Source organism: Paenibacillus nanensis, assembly GCF_003583765.1.
In the GTDB taxonomy this organism is placed as follows: Bacteria; Bacillota; Bacilli; order Paenibacillales; family Paenibacillaceae; genus Pristimantibacillus; species Pristimantibacillus nanensis.
On record NZ_QXQA01000005.1, the window covers coordinates 265,257 to 283,592 of the forward strand.

At 52.1% G+C, this 18,336-nt stretch carries 17 protein-coding genes and 1 other annotated feature; of the genes, 7 read left to right on the forward strand and 10 right to left on the reverse strand.

Going from position 1 to position 18,336, the window contains the following annotated elements; all coding sequences use genetic code 11:
- Positions 1–58: 58 nt before the first annotated feature.
- On the forward strand, positions 59–1,084 hold the full coding sequence (locus D3P08_RS11095; RefSeq protein ID WP_119599754.1) for an ABC transporter substrate-binding protein: 1,026 nt from the start codon (positions 59–61) through the stop codon (positions 1,082–1,084).
- A 75-nt stretch (positions 1,085–1,159) separates the two neighbouring features.
- Here the strand turns inward: D3P08_RS11095 and D3P08_RS11100 are convergent, their stop codons facing one another.
- From D3P08_RS11100 to D3P08_RS11135, 8 genes are all read right to left on the reverse strand, one after another.
- Positions 1,160–2,020 (reverse strand): carbohydrate ABC transporter permease, encoded by an 861-nt coding sequence (locus D3P08_RS11100; RefSeq protein ID WP_240647440.1) that lies wholly within the window; start codon positions 2,018–2,020, stop codon positions 1,160–1,162.
- 47 nt (positions 2,021–2,067) lie between these two features.
- Positions 2,068–2,949: a carbohydrate ABC transporter permease gene (locus D3P08_RS11105; RefSeq protein WP_119599756.1), complete on the reverse strand. Its 882-nt coding sequence runs from the start codon at positions 2,947–2,949 to the stop codon at positions 2,068–2,070.
- An 89-nt stretch (positions 2,950–3,038) separates the two neighbouring features.
- Positions 3,039–4,367 (reverse strand): extracellular solute-binding protein, encoded by a 1,329-nt coding sequence (locus tag D3P08_RS11110; protein ID WP_119599757.1) that lies wholly within the window; start codon positions 4,365–4,367, stop codon positions 3,039–3,041.
- Between the two features lie 111 nt (positions 4,368–4,478).
- Complete coding sequence (locus tag D3P08_RS11115) at positions 4,479–5,267, reverse strand: response regulator (RefSeq protein ID WP_119599758.1); 789 nt, start codon at positions 5,265–5,267, stop codon at positions 4,479–4,481.
- A gap of 1 nt (position 5,268) precedes the next feature.
- Positions 5,269–7,029: a sensor histidine kinase gene (locus D3P08_RS11120; protein WP_119599759.1), complete on the reverse strand. Its 1,761-nt coding sequence runs from the start codon at positions 7,027–7,029 to the stop codon at positions 5,269–5,271.
- Positions 7,030–7,176: 147 nt separating this feature from the next.
- Positions 7,177–7,374 (reverse strand): twin-arginine translocase TatA/TatE family subunit, encoded by a 198-nt coding sequence (locus D3P08_RS11125; protein WP_119599760.1) that lies wholly within the window; start codon positions 7,372–7,374, stop codon positions 7,177–7,179.
- A 44-nt stretch (positions 7,375–7,418) separates the two neighbouring features.
- On the reverse strand, positions 7,419–7,973 hold the full coding sequence (locus D3P08_RS11130) for a RidA family protein (protein ID WP_119599761.1): 555 nt from the start codon (positions 7,971–7,973) through the stop codon (positions 7,419–7,421).
- A gap of 33 nt (positions 7,974–8,006) precedes the next feature.
- Complete coding sequence (locus D3P08_RS11135) at positions 8,007–9,608, reverse strand: flavin monoamine oxidase family protein (RefSeq protein ID WP_119599762.1); 1,602 nt, start codon at positions 9,606–9,608, stop codon at positions 8,007–8,009.
- Positions 9,609–9,949: 341 nt separating this feature from the next.
- Here D3P08_RS11135 and D3P08_RS11140 point away from each other — a divergent pair, with 341 nt between their 5' ends.
- From D3P08_RS11140 to D3P08_RS11150, 3 genes are all read left to right on the forward strand, one after another.
- Positions 9,950–10,204, forward strand: coding sequence for a MerR family transcriptional regulator (locus D3P08_RS11140; protein ID WP_119599763.1), 255 nt, complete (start codon positions 9,950–9,952; stop codon positions 10,202–10,204).
- Positions 10,201–10,947: a twin-arginine translocase subunit TatC gene (gene tatC / locus D3P08_RS11145; protein WP_240647424.1), complete on the forward strand. Its 747-nt coding sequence runs from the start codon at positions 10,201–10,203 to the stop codon at positions 10,945–10,947. Before D3P08_RS11140 ends, tatC begins: the two co-directional genes overlap by 4 nt.
- A gap of 97 nt (positions 10,948–11,044) precedes the next feature.
- Entirely contained in the window at positions 11,045–11,899 is an 855-nt protein-coding gene (locus tag D3P08_RS11150) for a Cof-type HAD-IIB family hydrolase (protein WP_119599808.1), read from the forward strand.
- Between the two features lie 55 nt (positions 11,900–11,954).
- Here the strand turns inward: D3P08_RS11150 and D3P08_RS11155 are convergent, their stop codons facing one another.
- Together D3P08_RS11155 and D3P08_RS11160 are read right to left on the reverse strand one after the other, a co-directional pair.
- On the reverse strand, positions 11,955–12,992 hold the full coding sequence (locus D3P08_RS11155; RefSeq protein ID WP_147381797.1) for a leucine-rich repeat domain-containing protein: 1,038 nt from the start codon (positions 12,990–12,992) through the stop codon (positions 11,955–11,957).
- Positions 12,993–13,010: 18 nt separating this feature from the next.
- Positions 13,011–13,943, reverse strand: a complete 933-nt coding sequence (locus D3P08_RS11160; RefSeq protein ID WP_119599765.1) for an EamA family transporter — start codon at positions 13,941–13,943, stop codon at positions 13,011–13,013.
- A 163-nt stretch (positions 13,944–14,106) separates the two neighbouring features.
- Positions 14,107–14,331: a binding site (T-box leader), on the forward strand.
- A 56-nt stretch (positions 14,332–14,387) separates the two neighbouring features.
- Between D3P08_RS11160 and argS the strand changes: the two genes are divergently transcribed.
- The 3 genes from argS to D3P08_RS11175 all read left to right on the forward strand — a co-directional run bounded on the left by argS (position 14,388) and on the right by D3P08_RS11175 (position 18,264).
- Positions 14,388–16,103, forward strand: a complete 1,716-nt coding sequence (gene argS / locus D3P08_RS11165; protein WP_119599766.1) for an arginine--tRNA ligase — start codon at positions 14,388–14,390, stop codon at positions 16,101–16,103.
- Between the two features lie 109 nt (positions 16,104–16,212).
- Positions 16,213–17,142, forward strand: a complete 930-nt coding sequence (locus D3P08_RS11170) for an ABC transporter ATP-binding protein (RefSeq protein WP_119599767.1) — start codon at positions 16,213–16,215, stop codon at positions 17,140–17,142.
- Between the two features lie 3 nt (positions 17,143–17,145).
- Entirely contained in the window at positions 17,146–18,264 is a 1,119-nt protein-coding gene (locus D3P08_RS11175) for an ABC transporter permease (protein WP_240647426.1), read from the forward strand.
- The last annotated feature ends 72 nt before the right edge of the window (positions 18,265–18,336 follow it).

The window sequence follows — 18,336 nt, forward strand, 5'->3', positions numbered from 1 at the left end:
CTCAGGCAGTGATAATCATTATCAGCAATTGAAAAGACCCAAGGGGGATACTTACAAGATGAGAAATTCGGGTATGAAAAAGAAGTCTGGATTATGGTGGAGTTCGCTTGTCGTCATCATGGTCCTGGTGCTGGCGGGATGCGGCGCAAATAACGCTCAGAATAACGCAGGCAATGCCGGGAATACGGCGGAAAACGGCAATGCCGCAGCAAACAACGGCAGCGCGTCCGGTCAATCTTACGAGGTTGTTCATGCGATGGGAACGGAAACGATTGAAGGAACGCCGCAGAAGGTTGTCATTCTGACGAACGAAGGAACCGAGGCGCTGCTTGCGCTTGGCGTGAAGCCGGTCGGCGCGGTTAAATCGTGGACGGGGGATCCTTGGTACGAGCATATTAAAGCCGATATGGAAGGCGTTACGGTTGTCGGCGAAGAAAGCCAGCCGAATATCGACCTGATCGCAAGCCTTGAGCCGGATTTGATTATCGGCAACAAAATGCGTCAAGAAAAAGTGTACGAGCAATTAAAAGCGATCGCGCCTACGGTGTTCGCTGAGGATCTTCGCGGCGAATGGCAAACAAACTTTACGCTGTACGCGACGGCGCTGAACAAAAAAGCCGAAGGCGAAGCTCTTCTTGCCGCTTTCGACGAGCGCATCCAGGACTTTAAGTCGAAAGCCGGAGACAAATTGAACGAGACGGTTTCCGTCGTCCGCTTTATGGCCGGCAAAACGCGTGTTTATCATACCAACACCTTCTCCGGTATTATATTTGAGAAGATCGGGCTTGCCCGCAATGAAATGACGAAAAACGCGAAGGACGCCTTCGTTGACGAAATTACGAAGGAGCGCCTGCCGGAAGCGGATGCGGACCGCATCTTCTACTTTACGTACGAGACAGGGGACGGCGGAGCGAGCCAAACGGAGCAAGAATGGACGAACGATCCGCTATGGAAAAACCTCGGAGCAGTGAAGAGCGGCCAAGTGTACAAAGTGGACGACGCGATCTGGAACACGGCCGGCGGCATTAAAGCGGCTAACCTGATGCTGGATGAGCTTTACGATATTTATGGCCTGCAGAAGTAATCTCTTCATTAAATAAAAGGCAGTCCCTTCATCGAATATGAAGGGACTGCCTTTTTCATGCTGCGCAAACGAGATTTAACCTTTGACCGAGCCTGCAGCGATGCCTTCGACAATGCGGTCGCTCAGGAACAGGAAGGCGATCAGGATCGGCAGAATGCTGATCATCAACGTCGCGCCGATCGCCCCCCAATCCGTCGTATACTGGCCGATGAAGTTCTGCACGCCGACCGTTAAAGTTTTCAGCGTATCCGAACTAATGAAGGTGTTGACGAAAATAAATTCGTTCCAATTATAGATGATGTTAATAATCGCCGTTGTCGCCAATACGGAGCTCGTCATCGGGAATACGATCCGGAAGAACATCCGATTCACCGAGCAGCCGTCGATGACCGACGCTTCCTCCACTTCCTTCGGCAGCGCGTAATAGAAGCCGAGCAGGATCATGATCGTAATCGGCATATTGAACGCCACGTACGTCAAGATCAGAGACAGCGGATTGTCGATCAGATGCACCTTATTGAACATGCTGAACAGCGGGATCAGCGTGGAGTGAACCGGAATCATCATCGCTAACATGAACAAACCGAGCACCAGCGAGCTGGCCTTCCACTTCATCCTTGTGATCGCGAAGGTCACGAGGCTGGCGATAACAACGGTTAGCGCCGTTGCCGCGAGCGTAATCCATACGCTGTTCAAAAAATAAACGCCGATATTTCCCGCTTCCCACACTTTGGTGTAGTTTTCCCACTTCGGATCTGTCGGAAGCGACAGAGGAGGCAGGTTAAACACTTCCTGGTTGTTCTTCAGCGAGAAGAACAGAAGCCATACAAGCGGGAATAGTTGAAACACCGCTACGGCGATTAGTACAACATATAGCAAGATATATCCGAGCTTTAAAGCGGTGCTTTTACCGGAGCCTGCTTTTCCATTATGCATCTGCGATGCGGATACGGACATCATATTCGTGTCGTCCCTCCTTCAGCTTACGAGTATTGGATCGTGTCTTTTGTTGCGGTAAGTTTGCGGATAATCCAAGTCGCGACCAAACAAATGAGCAGCAGGAAGAAGCCGATCGCGCTGCCGTAGCCGAAATCATAGGATTTAAACGCTTCTTTATACATATAAGATGCCATTACTTCGCTCGCGCCGTTAGGACCGCCGTTGGTCATGACATAAATCAAGTCGAAATATTTCAAGGAACCGACGACCGCAAGGACGATCGTAACCTTGATCACCTCCATCGCCAGCGGAAGCTTGATCTTCCAAGCGATTTGAAGGGCGTTTGCGCCGTCGATTTTCGCCGCTTCCTCCAAGGAAGCCGGGATGTTCTTAAGCGCAGCGTAGTAGATCAAAATATAAAAGCCCGCATATTGCCACAGGATCGGAATAAATATCGCGAATAGGACGAGATTCGGATCTGCAAGCCATTCGGGAGTATTTTCAACGCCAAAGGATTCCAATACGCTATTCAATATACCGTTTGTAGGATGGTAAATTCGGAGCCATAGTTGCGCGATCGCAACAGACGATAGCAGCATTGGGATTAGATAAATTTTACGGAATAAATTCGCTCCTTTAATTTTCGAGGCCAGAACCATTGCAACCGCCAAGTAAATAATTAAGCTTAATGCTGAAAATATGGCCAGCAGCAGAGCATGCCATGCGCTGCTCCAAAACGCCGAGTCTTTCAAAAGCGCAGCATAGTTTTCAAAACCAACAAAATCCGGACTGCCGATTCCGTTCCATTCCGTCAAGCCGTAATAGCCTGTAAGTATAATGGGAATATAGACAACGGCCAATATGAGAAGCAAAGCCGGCAATACGTAAAGCGCAATTATTTTTTTGTTCGACATCACCTTGTCCACTTCATCAGGGCTCCTCTCTCTTACGCGGTAGAAATCAGGCTTACCCGGCATTAAAGCCAAGTAAGCCGAACTTCTTCCCTTCTCTCTCTTTATTTGCCTGCTTTAATGGCAGCGTCATGTTCTTTTGCGAAGCTGTCCGGAGTGGAAGCTTTGCCGAACAACGATTGGATTTGGTTCAGGTGCGTTTCTGCAGCGTCCGCTTTCATTTGAACATCTGCGAACAGCGTGATGCTGCTTGCTTTGTTCATTTCGGTGAACAGGTCGATATACAATTGCGGCAGTTCGATCGCCGAAGTATCCACTTTTGTTGCAGGGATGACGCCTGCGCCTGTTACAGACTGTTCTCCCCATTTCGTTACAAAGTATTCAACGAATTTTTTCGCTTCGTCTTTTACTTTTGAGTTTTCGCTAACGAACAAGCCAACGCCCGGTCCGCCTACCCAGCTGTCGATGTTTCCTTTGCCGCCGTCAACGGTAGGGAACTTGAAGAATCCTACGCTGTCGCGGAATTCTTGCGGAATGTCTTCGTTCGTCGTCCAGTTCGGCAGCTCCCAAGTACCCATCAGATACATTGCCGCATTGCCGTTAATGAACTCGGATTTTGCTTCTTCGTTGGATAGGCCGTTGAAGCCTTTCACGAATGCGTTGCCGTCTACAAGAGCTTGCACTTCTTGAGCGGCTTGTACCAGTCCGGCGTCCGTGAAGGAAGCCTCGCCTTTGATGGCTTTAGCCAGCGTGTCTTGGCCGGCGATACGGTCTGCCAGGTACATGTACCAGAGCGAGCCCGTCCAGCGGTCTTTATTGCCAAGGGCGATCGGCGCTACGCCGTTATCAGAGAGCGTTTTCACAACCGTCTTGAATTGATCGTACGTTTGCGGAATTTCCAGGTTGAATTTTTCGAAGATCGCCTTGTTGTAGTAGACAGGAGCGATATTGAATTCCAGCGGCAGCGCGTACGTCTTGCCGTTCATCGCGTAAGCTTCCGTCGTGCCTGCCACAAACTTCCCGTTCAGCTCGCCGCTCAGAAGATCGTCAACCGGCGTGAACAGGTTGCCTTCCACATAAGGCTGCATGAAGCCAGCCGCCCAAGTTACGCCTACGTCAGGCAATTGATTCGAAGCCGAAAGGACCTTCAGTTTATTTTTATACTGTTCGTTATCCAGCACTTCTTGCTTGATGGTTACGTTCGGATTTTCATTCTGATAGTCGCTAATGATTTGGTTTACGATTTTGTTCTGACCTGCGGATACGCCTTCCGGCCACAGGTGCATGAAGTTAACCGTCACCTTGTTACCGCTTTCATTCGCGCCGTCATTAGCCGCGCCTTCGTTCGCGTTGCCCCCGTTGTTACCGCAGCCGGCAACCGCGAATGCAAGGCTTGCTGTCAGCAATAATGTTGTCCATTTTTTCTTGAACACGTTTTCATCCCCTTTTCTGCTGATGTGTCTTGGAGTCTCTCCTGCACACTCCTATTGTAGCAACGAGCCTCTCACGCGATAAGGTCATGCAGATTGGGAATAGTTCTATTTTTATTGGATCGTTTCTTCGGAAGCCGAGACGCTTTTCCGGTATTGCCCTGGACTGGTGCCCTCCAGGGAACGAAACACTTTTACAAAATATTTGTCGGTTTGATAGCCCACGCGTTCCGCTATTTCCGCTACGGACAGACGCGTCCCCGACAGCAGCTCTTTGGCTCGTTGAATTCGGCGCCGCGTCACATATTCGGTAAAGGTTAAACCGGTCTGCTCCTTGAACAAGACACTGAAATAGCTTGCGTTCATGTGAAGAAAATCCGCCACTTCCTTCATGGATAAAGGCTCCTCGAGGTGATCATCCAAATATTTGATGGCTTCCTGAACCGGAGGACTATACCGATTATCCTGACCGGCTGATTCCAGCAGCTTCCTGTCCACAAGCTTCTCCATACGCTCGATCCTGCTCTGCTCTTCCTCACGCTTCAAGGCTAGTTCAACCGCTTGAACTAGCTTTAATTTATCCAGCGGCTTTAGCAAATATTCGACAACCCCGAACTGCAGCGCCTTTTGCGCATAGTCGAATTCCGGATGGCCGGATATAATAATCGTGACCGGGGGATGGGGCAGACGGCTAATGCGTTCCACCAATTCCAATCCTCCGATTTCCGGCATTCGGATATCCGTAACAAGCAAGTTGGCTTCGTTCTCCTTCAGCCATTCAAGCGCCTCCACCCCGCTCGTCGCTGTCGCAATGCGATGCTTTCCGTTCGACCATGCTTCCAGCGCTTTGCGGACGCCTTCTCTTGTTCTTGGCTCATCGTCCACAACCAATATCGTCTTCAACCTACGTTCTCCTCTCCAGCTCGTCCGGTATTTCAAAAGCCATCGTCGTTCCTTTTCCCGCCTCGCTCCGAATGATCAATCCTGTATCGGAATCGTAATAGAGGTGCAGCCTTTTTTCGACGTTAGCTAATCCGACGCCTTTGCCTTTTTCCGATTCGCTTTGTCCCCTCTCCAGGGCTTCAAGCAATGTTTTAAGCTTCTCATCCGACATGCCCGGACCGTCATCGGATACTTCAATGCGCGTATATCCCGGTTTCTCGGACGGTTTAACCTTCACGATAACGGTTCCGTGCCCGACCCGCTGCTCCACCCCGTGCAAAATCGCGTTCTCCACAAGCGGCTGAACAAGCAGCTTCGGAATCGGCACCTTGCGGCTTGCTTCATCGGCATCAATTCGCCATGACAATCGATCAAGCATGCGCATCTCCATAATCTTCAGGTAGCGTTCCGCATGATCCATTTCATCGCCGACGGTGACCCATTCATCCTCATCCGGCCTGCTGATCACATACCGGAATAATCCCGACATCGCGACCACTATATGAGCCAGCTCTTCGTCGCCTTTTTCATCAAGCGCCCAATAAAAAGCTTCCAGCGTATTGAACAAAAAATGCGGATTGATCTGCGCCTGCAGCGCTTTAAGCTCCGTGCGGCTTTGAATGATTTCCTTCTGGTACACCACTTCGATCAGTTCGTTCAGCGATATAACCATCTGATTGTAAGTATTGCCCAGCTCATTAATCTCCATCGTCGCCGTTTGGATCGGAATCGGCTTCAGCGTCCCGAACCTTGCGCCGCGCATCGCTTTGATCAGGTTCAAAATCGGACGCGTAATCATCGTCGACAAAATAAAGGTGAGAATCAGGAACAGCACGCCTCCTACCATCACCGATACGATGATCGCGGTTCGCAGCACCGTGATCCCTTCCATAACGGAAGCCACGGGCGTCAAAATAATAATTTTCCAGCCCGTTCTTTCGGATAACCGTTCAACGACGAAATACTCATCGTCATTTAACGTTAAGGTCTCGTCCGAATTTTCACCGATGCGGGCCGCAATATTTTGCTCATCCTGAAAGTCCGAAACGATGATCCGGCCCTGCTCGTCGAGGAGTCCCAACGATTCCCGCAAGTTGATGTCAGCGCTTGCATTTGCAGCCGCATCCGTGAGCCCAAAGTAGCTTTTGTCGATCTGCACCATCAAATATCCCGCATGCGCGAAAGAGCGGTCAATGAGACGGACATGCCGCATCGCGATGACGACATCCGGAAAGTCCGGATCCATGCCGAGAAAAACGATATCGCCTCTTGCAAGATCTGCCTTAAAGATCCAATCGGGCCGAACGCGGTTAATGAGGCTGACATTCGTTAGAGGCAGCACCCGCTGGTAATCGGTGGTGTATAATTCGAGAGACCGAATCCCTGTCCCGTAAGCCTCCTGCTTGCGCACATCCTGCTGCAAAAGCTGCCTTTCCGGGAAGGTGATCTCATCGCCGTCCAGCATGCGCGTCAGCATCGTTTGCACCGATGCGCTGGTCGCAATCTGCGCTGTGAGCGTGTCAATTCCTCTGAGCAGCACATCCAGCTGACCGGAAGCCTGCACCGCCGTCTGCTGAATATGCTTCTCCGCGTTATTGCGGAGCATAGCGGCCACCTTGTCATAAGCGTATAACCCCACCGAAGTAAGCACCATGACCATAATAAGCATAAATCCGATAAAAATTTGATTGCGGAGCGTATTCATATTGCCCCAACGATTCAACTTCTGCACCTCCCGTCCATGCTAGCCATTACTATACACAAAAATCGACACAAAAATAAATACCCCCTGCAAACAAAAAAACAGCCCCTCCCCCCATTTCGGAGGGCGGCGGCTGTATCGGTTGCGGATGATGACGCCAGCTTCGAATCAGCTTTGTTTGGCCGTTTCTTGTTTTTCGATCACGTCTTCCTTCGTATCGGATACAAGCTCCTTCGCAGAGGATTTGAACTCATGAAGCGTCCGTCCAACCGCTCTCCCGAGCTCAGGCAGCTTTGAAGGACCGAATATGATGAGCACGACAACCAATATCATAAGCAACCCAGGAAACCCAATGTTTTGCAGCATAAACATACATCCCCTTTCGTTTTTTGGAAATTATCGGCCGTGCATCAATCCTGATTGTGACCTTTTGGATAAGCGGCAACTGCCTCGATTTCAATAAGCCAGTCTGCATTGACGAGACCCGCCACCCCGACGGTCGAACGGGCCGGCTTAACCGGATTCGCTTTCGTATTGAAAAATTTCGCGTACGCGTTAAACCAGCCCGTATAATCGAACTTGCCCTCCAAAGCCGCGTCCGGTGTCACGTATACGCGAAGATAGATTACATCCTTCAGCGACAGCCCCTGCTCCTTCAACTGCTTTTCGATGTTCAGCAAGATCCCCTCGGCTTGCTTCTCGGTGTTGCCATAGCGCTCGTACACCGTCTTGCCGTCCTTATTGAGCAGCGGCGGAACCGTACCGCTCGTCATAAAGGTGGCCACCCCTTCCGGCACCGCAACCGCGCTGGCGATGGAAGAGCTGGGGCTGCCGTAAAATTCCGGCTCGTGGACCGGCGTTAGAGGCAGTTTGTTCGGCGTCGCGGCCGCGTAGACGGAGACCCCGACAAAGCAGGACACAAGCGCAGTAAAAATCACGACTTTAATATTTCGATTCAATCCCATTGGTTCACGACCTTTCATTTAGATGAATAAGTGCTATTCCTTCATAACCCGCTCGTGAATATCGGTGACTACCGCGCGAGCCGACTCGATGCCGCCTGCCATCCATGCCGTCACGTAGCTGATGTGTTCCCCCGCGAGGTACACCCTTCGATCCGGCTTGCAGAGCGTCGGATAGACCGTCTGGCGCTGATCGCCCGAATAAGACACCCAGCCGCCTTCGTTGTATTTAATTTTTTTCCAATCGACGGAGAAGGACGCTTCGAACTCCTTGTGATACTGCGGATGGATTTTAGCGCCTTGCTTCAGCGCATGCGCCTCGCGTTCCTGGAAAGTCATTTTTCCGAGACTGTCTGCGCTCGTTCCAAATGCATAATAGCCAAGCAGCAGCCCTTTTTTCTGCATGTAACCTGTCGGCGGGTAATAGATCGACGAGATATCCATGTTGGTCAGCGTATTGCCGCCGTAGATTTGCTCGTCTTCTTCCCAGAAGCGGCGCTTGAACTGAAGACCGATCTTGCCCGCGGAGGCATAGCCGATGCTGTCGATCGCCTTCTTCATGTCTGGCGAGAAATCCGCTTTGATCTGCTTCAGAACGGACAGCGGAATCGTGCAGATGCAGTATTCCCCTTCAATCTGCTTCGCCTCGCCCGTCGCGAGATTTATGTAGCTGACCGTGACGCCGCTGCCGCTTTGCTTAATTTCGGTCACTTCCGAATGGAACTTGATTTTGCCCTTAAGACGCTTTTCGAACGCGCTCGATATGGCGTCCATGCCTCCGACCGGGTGGAACATCATCATCTGCTGGTCGTAGCCGTATTCGCTGCTCAAGTAGTTGCCGAAGCCGGAATTGATGATCGCCTTCATGCTGAACGGATCCCGGATAACGCCGGCATCAAGGCGGGCTCCCGGCTCATCCTTGTAACCGCCGCGTGACGTACCCTTGTAAAATAAATCGGCATCCAGTCCGCCTTCCGACCTTAAATAGGCGACCAGCTTTTCCTTCTCCTCCGGCGTTAGAGGCATATCCAGCGCGTTCTGGTTCACGGCTTTCGCCATCAATTCGTTTACGTAGCCGCGGACATCCGCTTTCGCTTCGCGTTTTCGAATTTTTTTGCCCGATAGCTCGCCGACATTCTCATTGTAATAATAAGCATGGTCGTTTACGTTATTGAACGGCTCGATCGGAATACCGAACTTGCGGATATATTCCATGGTGACGTGGAATTGCGGGATTCGCATCGGACCGGCGTTCAGATAGAGACCATCGTCAAACCTCGCCACTTGCTTTGCAGCGCCGATCTCGGCAACGGTCGTCCCTCGCCGGACCGACCAGATCCGGCCGCCCGACCGGGCCCGGGCTTCCAATATCGTGCAGTCGAACCCGGCGAGGCCCAGCTCATACGCAGCCGTCATCCCCGCGATCCCGGCGCCCAATATAACGATTTTTTTGCCGTTCCGCTTGGTCATCGCGAGTTCGTTGCCATCCGGTGGTGTGAAATCCGCAGCCTTCAGCGTCTCCGGCGACAGCAGCCCCAGCGTCCCCATCACGCTGAACACCGCCGCGCCTCCGCCGAGCTTTCCTACTGTGCTGAGAAATTGCCGCCTGGACATATCCGGCGTTTTTGTCGTTTCCATCCCGCTCACTCCCATTCATCGGCTTCGTTGTGAACACACCGTGAAGATACCATGAGGCCGCGAGAGGCTTCCAATATTTTGTTAGATTATCTGACATAAATTATTTCTTTAACAATAAACAGCGCCGATAAGCTTCCTGAATATAGGCTGATCATCCTAGAATAATGGCAAAAAAACAGGACGGTTTGCAAGCGGTTAGGTCACTTTAACCATTGTCAAACTAATCGGCGGCTTGCTAAAATCTCAACCAACAGCATATGGTGTTAATTATTGTTACATTTACCTGACAAACAGGAAGGTCTCATCCGAAAGGTTCATCAATCGTTCAAGGAGGCGAAGTAATGAGTCTAAAGGTCATGAGCATTGGCACCGTAAAAGAACTGACGGGATTGACGGAACGTCAAATTCGGTATTACGAGGACAGACAGCTCGTATTCCCGGAAAGATCGAATGGAGGAGCAAGAAAATTTTCGTTCGAGGACGTGGAGCTTTTGAAGGAAATCCACCGGAAGCTCAAAGACGGCTTTCACACGTTCGAGCTGCGCAAAGGCTTGAGTAAGACATACGACAGACGCGGAGGGAGCGCACGCCATTGATCAACTTTAAGGTTATGCCGCTGCTCAGCCATGTTCTGGAGCTTCGAAAGCAGCTGATTACAATCCTGATCGTATTTACCGTCTGTTTGACCGGCGGACTGTTTGCCGCACCTTATTTACTGGATTACATCAAAAGCACGCCGCCGGCTTCCGAGCTGGAATGGAACACCTTCTCCCCGTTCGACGGGGTCCGGATGTATATGAATCTCGCGTTTGTTATGGCCGCCGTCGTTACGCTGCCTATTGCCTTGTACCTGCTGTGGGGCTTCGTCAAGGAGGGTCTACATCCGCATGAGCGGTCGGCCGTGCTCCGGTACATTCCTTACAGCGTGTTCTTCCTCCTATTAGGCATCGCATTCGGTTATTTCGTGCTTCTGCCGATCAGCTACTCCTTCGTCAGCGATATTTCGGATAAGCTGAATCTCGTCGAAACGTACGGCGTGATGCAATATTTCAGCTTTATAATGAACGTTGTCCTGCCGATTGCAGCTGCTTTCGAGCTGCCGATCGTCGTCATGTTCCTCACCCGCATCGGGCTGCTCACGCCCGATCGGCTGCGCAAATCACGCCGTTACGCCTATCTCGTGCTCGTCATCGTCTCGAACATCATTTCGCCGCCGGACTTCGTATCGGCATTTATCATTCTTATCCCGCTCAGCGCCTTATTCGAGCTCAGCGTCCTGCTCTCGCGCTCCGCATTCCGAAAGCGCGCCGCGCTTCAGGCGGAGCTCCCCGCAGTGTAGCTTTCCAACGAAACAGCGCGCTTATTGACGCTCCGCGAAGCCTGTGCGATGCTTGGATAGCAAGGATCCTATTACGGATGCGGAGGACGAATTCAATATGTCTCTCTATGTACTTACCGATCTGGACGGAACGCTGCTGCGTTCAGACGCTACATTATCGCCTTATTCCAAACAAATCATGACGGAGGCCATTGAAGCCGGGGCTACAATCGGCTACGCGACGGCAAGAAGCTACATCAGCTCGCAGCGCGCCGCCGGCGCGATTCCATGGAAGCATCCTCTCGTGCTGTACAACGGTGCCATGGTGGTCGACCCGCTCACCGAGCAGGTTCTCGGCGGCGCTTGGCTGGACCGCGGGATTACCAACGAGATTATAGAGGTCGGCAAAGCATTCGGCCTAACGCCTTTGCTGTTTGCGCTTGATTCGGAGGACCAGGAGAAGGTATATCACGAACGGCTCAGCCGCGCCGGCGACGCAGCTTTTTATGAAAGCCGGCCGAACGACCCCCGGTTTACGGAGCAGAAATCTCTGAACTGTCCCGCCGACTCCCGAACGCTGATCATCACTTACATCGGTCTCTTGAACGAGCTCGAGCCGCTCGAAGCGCGCATTCGCCGGCAGTTCGGAAGCCAAGTTTGCATCCACTTCATGAAAGACAGCTATATTCGGGATCACTACTTTCTCGAATTCAGCCATCCCGACGCGAACAAAAAGGAAGGAGCCCGCAAATGGGCCAGCTTCGTCGGATGCGGGCTGGAGCAGCTGACCGTATTCGGCGACAACCTGAACGATGTCGGGCTATTCGAAGCGGCAGGCATCCGAGTTGCGGTAGCGAACGCGCATCCGTCATTAATTTCCATGGCGTCGCACCATGCCGACAGCAACAATGAGGACGGCGTCGCGCGGTTTATTCGCAATATGCTTGCAGGGGAGTTAAAAAGCACAAGCTGATCTCACGAAAAATAAGAGGCAGCCTAGGGAATAAACTCCCAAGGCTGCCAATTGTTCAGTATAACCCCTCTGACACATGCACATGCTCCAGCTGCTTCATCCGCTTCAGGAAGGCTGGCTTCCGCTTCATACTGCAGCATCCAATGTTTATGGAGCGCAGACGCTTCAGCTTCTCCATCTCCGGCGGAAGCTCATGAATCGCCGAATACACAATGGTCAGCCGCTCCAGCATTTCCAGCTCGCCGATTTCCGGCGGTATGCGGTTCAGGCTGATTTCTTCCTTCGGCTTAACCCGCCAGCCGGGATCAGGCCGATCTGAGCTCCCGCAATAAATGCTGAGCTCTCTAAGATTTTTCAGCTTAGCGATGGATGCGGGGATGCTTTCCAAATTAGCCGTCATAATTTTTAAGCTTTCCAGCTTGCTTAATTCGAACAACCCTTCGGGCAGACGGTATACATCCTGTTCGAAAATTTCAAGATCGCGCAATTCCGAAAGCTCCCTGATTCGTTCGGGAAGCTCCGTCAGCCTATGTCCGCTTACATACAGCTTGTCGGTTTTATGCTTTATCGCATCGTCCAGCAAGCGCTCTAGATCCCGGTGGGATTCCAGCTCCAAAAAAAGCCCCGTAATCCGGTCCAGCAGCTCAAGCGCCTCCGCCTCCGTTACTTCCAGACCGTACATTTGTTCATGAACAATGGAGTCGAGGTAATCTCCGCCGTCTTTCTTCACGAAGCACAAGTCCTCCGGAAGCTTTGGATATATCCAATCCGCCAGACGGTACGCCGCTCGCTTAAGAAGAGCCCCGCTTTCTTCGCAGCATCTATACATATGATAGGTTCCCGCCGTATAAAAAGCACTGCTCTGGTAGGCGTCTCTCGCATGCTCAATCGCACCCATCCCATTTCCATGAAGCTTGATTTTGTTCACCAGAAAAGGCTCCAACGCTTCCAATATGCGGTTGTAACCGTCGCTCCGGACCATAGCGGCAAATCTGTCCTTCTGTACCTTCAGCACAAAGCATTCCGAATGGTTGATGGCCAAATCAATGACTTGCTCGTACGCCTCGCCCCTTGGATCGGTATAAAATCTCATCTCTATCAGCTCCCGCATTTACTCCCCGAACAGCCGCATCAGCACGAGGCCGGCGAAAGCCACGAAAATGCCGGCCAGCTCGGTACGTTTGAACCTCTCTTTTACGACGAATCTAGTGTACAGCAGCACAAGCAGCACGTTAGCCGCCACAACGGCCGACACGAGCCCCGCTTTGCCTAAATCGAATGCGGTCACAATCATCATCATCCCTGCCGCATTCGTAACGCCAACCGCCATCCCCGTAACGAAAGCCTTTTTTCCGCTCCAACTCGCGGAGCTCGCCGTTACTCCTCGGTCAGCGCGGTCTTCCTCGTCCGGCAGCGCGGAGGCGATCACGACCTTCGCCGCCGCTTTTTCAGCCGCCTTCCGGCGGTCATTCAACCACCATAAGCCGAAGCATCCCGCGCCTGTCGAAAACATCATGAACATCGTCGGATATAAGGACGCCTCCATCATCGTCGACCATTTGCCCGACAGATCGTTGCCCGCAAACAGCAGCATCGCCAGCAGTCCCCAACCCGCGCCTTGCAGGTTCCGAAGGGAAAGATCGTTCGAATAACGGACGAGCAGTACGCCGCCTATGATGATGAGAAAGGATAAGAGCTGCATGGTGTACAGCCTTTCATCCCATAAAAAATACGCGACCGCTACGACAACGACGGAAGGCAGCGCCGTCAAGATGGCCACAAGCGACGCTTTTCCGACCGCGAACCCTTTGAACATGCTGGCGTTGGCCCCGAACGAAAACAGCCCCATTTGAACCCCGATCAGGCAAGCCGCCGTCCATTCCGCATCCAGCAGCAGCGCAAGCGCCAAATTGATGACGGCCCCCATCGTGAACGTGCCGCATAGAAGCGCGTTGCGGCTAAGCGGTTTTTGACTGGTCCAATGATACAGAATCCCCCTAAGACCAAATCCAATCGCAGCCAAAACGGAATAAGTAAGCCACATCAGTAACGCTTCTCCTTCCACCCGAAATCATGTTGTTCCTCTGCATCTCATTCTACATCGAAATAAGAGCCCCGGTTCATATCGATCGCATCTTTATCAAAAATTTTTCAGGTTGCAATCCCTCACCGGATGTGATATCTTACCATTCAACTCCATATAAACAGCAACATCAATGAACGGGAGAGTACCCATTCCGTACAGTCCAAGCGAGCCGGGTTAGTGGGAGCCGGTACGTGCGTATGCGGGAAACGGACCCGGGAGATGGTTTGCCGAACCATTCGGAAGTAGGCAAATCCGGTCATGCGACCGTTACAACAAACGAGCGGCTGGGCAAAAGCCCGGCACTTAGAGTGGTACCGCGGGAACCGATCAGGCTCTCGTCTCTTAGGAGACGAGGGTCTTTTTTGCGTTACATTCATCACAAGCATAAGAGGAGCGACGGACATGCAAAAGTATAAAAGACTGATAGCTGGCAAAGTTTCCTCCCTCTACGAAGGAATTTCTTCGGAGGACATCTTCCAGCTCATCGAATATCCGGCAAATGCGCAAATGGGCGACTTATCTGTACCCTGCTTCAAGCTGAGCAAACAGCTTCGGAAGTCTCCCGCCGCCGTGGCGGAGGAGTTAAAAGCAGCGGTCTCGTCGGATGCGTTCGAACGGATTGAAGCCGTATCCGGCTACTTGAACTTTTATTTGAACAAACCGCTATTCGCGGAAAGCGTCTTGAACGAAATTCGGAGACAGAAGGAGAATTACGGCTCGCAAAAGCTGGGCGAAGGGAAAACGATCGTAATCGACTATTCGTCTCCCAATATCGCCAAGCCGTTTCACGTCGCGCACCTGCGATCGACGGTGATCGGGAGCGCCTTATACAGAATCCATTCCTTTCTCGGCTACGAATGCGTTGGCGTTAACCACTTGGGGGATTGGGGGACCCAATTCGGAAAGCTGATCGTCGCGTACCGGATGTGGGGCAGCAGGCAGGATGTCGAGCAGCGCGGAATAGACGAGCTGCTTCGCCTTTATGTCAAGTTTCATGATGAAGCGGAAAGAAACGCCTCTTTAGAGAATGAAGCGCGCGCATGGTTCGCAAAGATGGAGCAAGGGAATGAAGAGGCGCTGGCCTTGTGGCGCTGGTTCGTAGACATTAGCCTAGAAGAATTTAAACGCATTTATGATCTGCTCGGCATCCGTTTTGATTCCTACGCGGGGGAAAGCTTCTATAACGATAAGATGGATGCGGTAATCCGGGAGCTTAAGAGCAAAGACCTGCTTGAAGAAGATGACGGTGCCTCGCTGGTCAGACTGGACGATTACGGCATGCCGCCGGCGCTTATTTTGAAAAAGGACGGAAGCTCCCTGTACCATACCCGGGATATTGCGGCCGCGATTTACCGGAAGGAAGCCTATTCATTCGACAAAGCGATTTATGTGACGGACTATGCTCAAAATCTCCATTTTCAGCAATGGTTCAAAGTGGTGGAGCTGATGGGATATGAATGGTCGGGCGATCTCGTCCATGTGGCGTTCGGCAGAGTTAGTCTGGAGGGCATGAGCCTCTCCACGCGTAAAGGGAATGTCATCAAACTGGAGGAGGTGCTCGGGCAAGCCATTGCAAAAACAAAAAAGGTTATGGAAGCGAGAAACCACCCCTTGCCTAATATCGATGAAGTGTCGAGACAGGTGGGCGTCGGAGCCGTCATCTTCCATGATTTGAGCGCAAGCCGGATTAAGGACGTCGTTTTTTCATGGGAGCAGGTGCTCAGCTTTGAAGGCGAGACGGGACCGTACGTCCAATACACGCATGCCCGCATTTGCAGCATTTTAGCCAAAGCAAAGGATGCTCCTCCCGCCTCAGAGAGCGCTCTTGCGCAGCTTTCCTTCCATCTGCAGAATGACGCGACGAATCTGCTGCTTCGCGAGCTGTCGGTATTCGGCGAACGGGTGGAGCTTGCGGCGAAAAAGCTTGAGCCTTCCATTCTTGCGAGGTATTTGATCGATCTGGCTCAAGCCTTCAATCGCTTCTATCACGAGTGTCCGATACTAAATGCGGAAGACAAGGATGTCCGAGAGGCTCGCCTGGCGTTGTGCGAAGCTGTCCGAATGGTTCTAAAATCGGGCCTTCACCTCATCGGTCTTGAAGCGCCTAAGCAAATGTAAGCATCTCCGTCTCTAGACGGAGGGAATAGCATACCATGGACGGTAGCTGGAGCATTCCGCGAGCCTTACAATGGAAGCATATGTTATTTTGTGGGAGTGATAAATTAGGATGCCCGTATTGGAAGTGAACCAATTGCGTAAATCGTTCGGCGATGTTCATGCGGTGAACGGCATCAGCTTCGCCGTGGAGCCCGGCGAGATATTCACAATCATCGGCCCCAACGGCGCAGGCAAAACGACAACCTTGGAAATGATCGAAGGCCTGCTTCCGCCGGATGCCGGAGATATCCGGTTCGGAAGCTTGAACTGGGCGAAAAATGGGGAGCAGATTAAGCAAGATATCGGCGTTCAGCCGCAGTCCAGCGCCTTGTTCGATTTGCTGACCGTGGAGGAGAATTTGAAGCTGTTCGCCACCTTCTATTCTCATTCCCGCTCCGCCGAAGAAGTGATGGACATGATCAATTTGACCGATCAGCGAAGCCGGCATGTGAAGAAGCTCTCCGGCGGCCAGAAGCAGCGGCTGGCAATCGGACTTGCGATGATCAACGATCCGAAAATTATTTTCCTCGATGAGCCGACGACCGGCCTCGATCCGCAAGCCCGGCGCAACATTTGGGACATTATTCTGAAGCTGAAGGAGCTGGGCAAAACCACCATTTTGACGACCCACTATATGGAAGAGGCCGAGAAGCTAAGCGACCGCGTATGTATTGTAGATCAAGGCCAAATCGTAACGCTCGATACGCCTGCCGCGTTAATTGAACGGCTTACGATGGAGAGGGAGGTCCGGCTGTCGTTCCTTGACGGGGAAGCCGCCGCGGCCGAGACGGAACAAGCCGCCCGGCAAATAAGCTCCGTCGTGCGGACAGAGCGGGAGGACGCTTCCTTGAAGCTATGGTCGACCAAGCCGGAGGAGACTCTGTATGAGCTGTTCGGTTATACGAAGGACCGGGGCTTCCGCGTCGAACAAATTTCGATTCGCGAAATGAGCCTCGAGGATGTATTCATCGCGTTCACGGGCAAGGAATGGAGGGATTAACTTATGGCCGCCAAACAATTCGCCGGCATGTTCGCAGCGCAAGTCAAAACGATGTTCCGCGATAAGCAGACCTGGTTTTGGAGTCTCTTCTTCCCTATCATACTGATGGTCTTATTTATGATCATATTCGGAGGCGGAGGCTCAAGCAGCTTCAAGGCTACGATCGCTGTCGCCGATCCTTCGCCGAACGCGTCCTCCACGGCGATTCTGGAGACGCTTAAGCAAATCCCCGTGTTTGAGCTGAAGGAAGATCAGCCGGTAACGGTCGATCAAGGCAGAGATTGGGTCGAACAGGAAGATGTCGACGCGCTTATCGTCCTGCCAAAGACCGAAGGCGTCTCCGAGGTCGGCCTGATCGTCAACCGCGCGAGCGAGCAAAGCGCGACAACGCAAGCGGTATCCAGCATCCTGAATACGATCGTTCAGCAGGCGAATCTTTCGGCTGTCGGCGCCACAGCCACTTATACGGTCAGCATGGAATCGATAACGACAGCTGCCGACGATGTGAAATATCAGGACTTTCTCCTAACCGGAATGATCGGTTTATCCGTCGCGCAGGGCGGCCTGTTCGGCATGGTGGAGATCGTGGATATGCGCAAACGCGGGCTGCTGAAACGTCTGAGCATGACGCCGGCGAGAATGGGGTTATTCGGATTGGCAGGCATGCTCGTAAGGCTGATGCTCGGCATTATCCAAATCGTGTGTCTCGCGCTGGTCGGAGTGTTCGCCTTCGGAGCAACGCTGCATATTAATATATTCAGCTTGGTCATCGCCTTTATCGTTGGCGCGCTTGTATTCAGCGCCATGGGCTACTTGTTCTCCTCCTTCAGCAAAACGATGGAGGCATACATGGGCATGGCCAACATCGCCAGTATGCTCATGATGTTCCTAAGCGGCGTCTTCTTCCCGATAAACACGCTGCCGGATTGGCTTCAAATCGTGCCGAAAATTATCCCGCTTACCTATTTCGTCGACGGCATGCGCGACGGTCTGATCTACGCGAACGGCATCGCGTCCAGCTCCTTCTGGATGGGTATCGGCATCATGACGATATGGGGCGTTGCCTGCTACCTCGTCGCCTCGCAGGTTTATAAGTCCAAATCGATTTCTGCAGTAAGGTAACGAATACCTTTTTCGAGAAATCAAAACAGCGTTCGAAATCTATCACGATATCGGACGCTGTTTTTTTCTCCC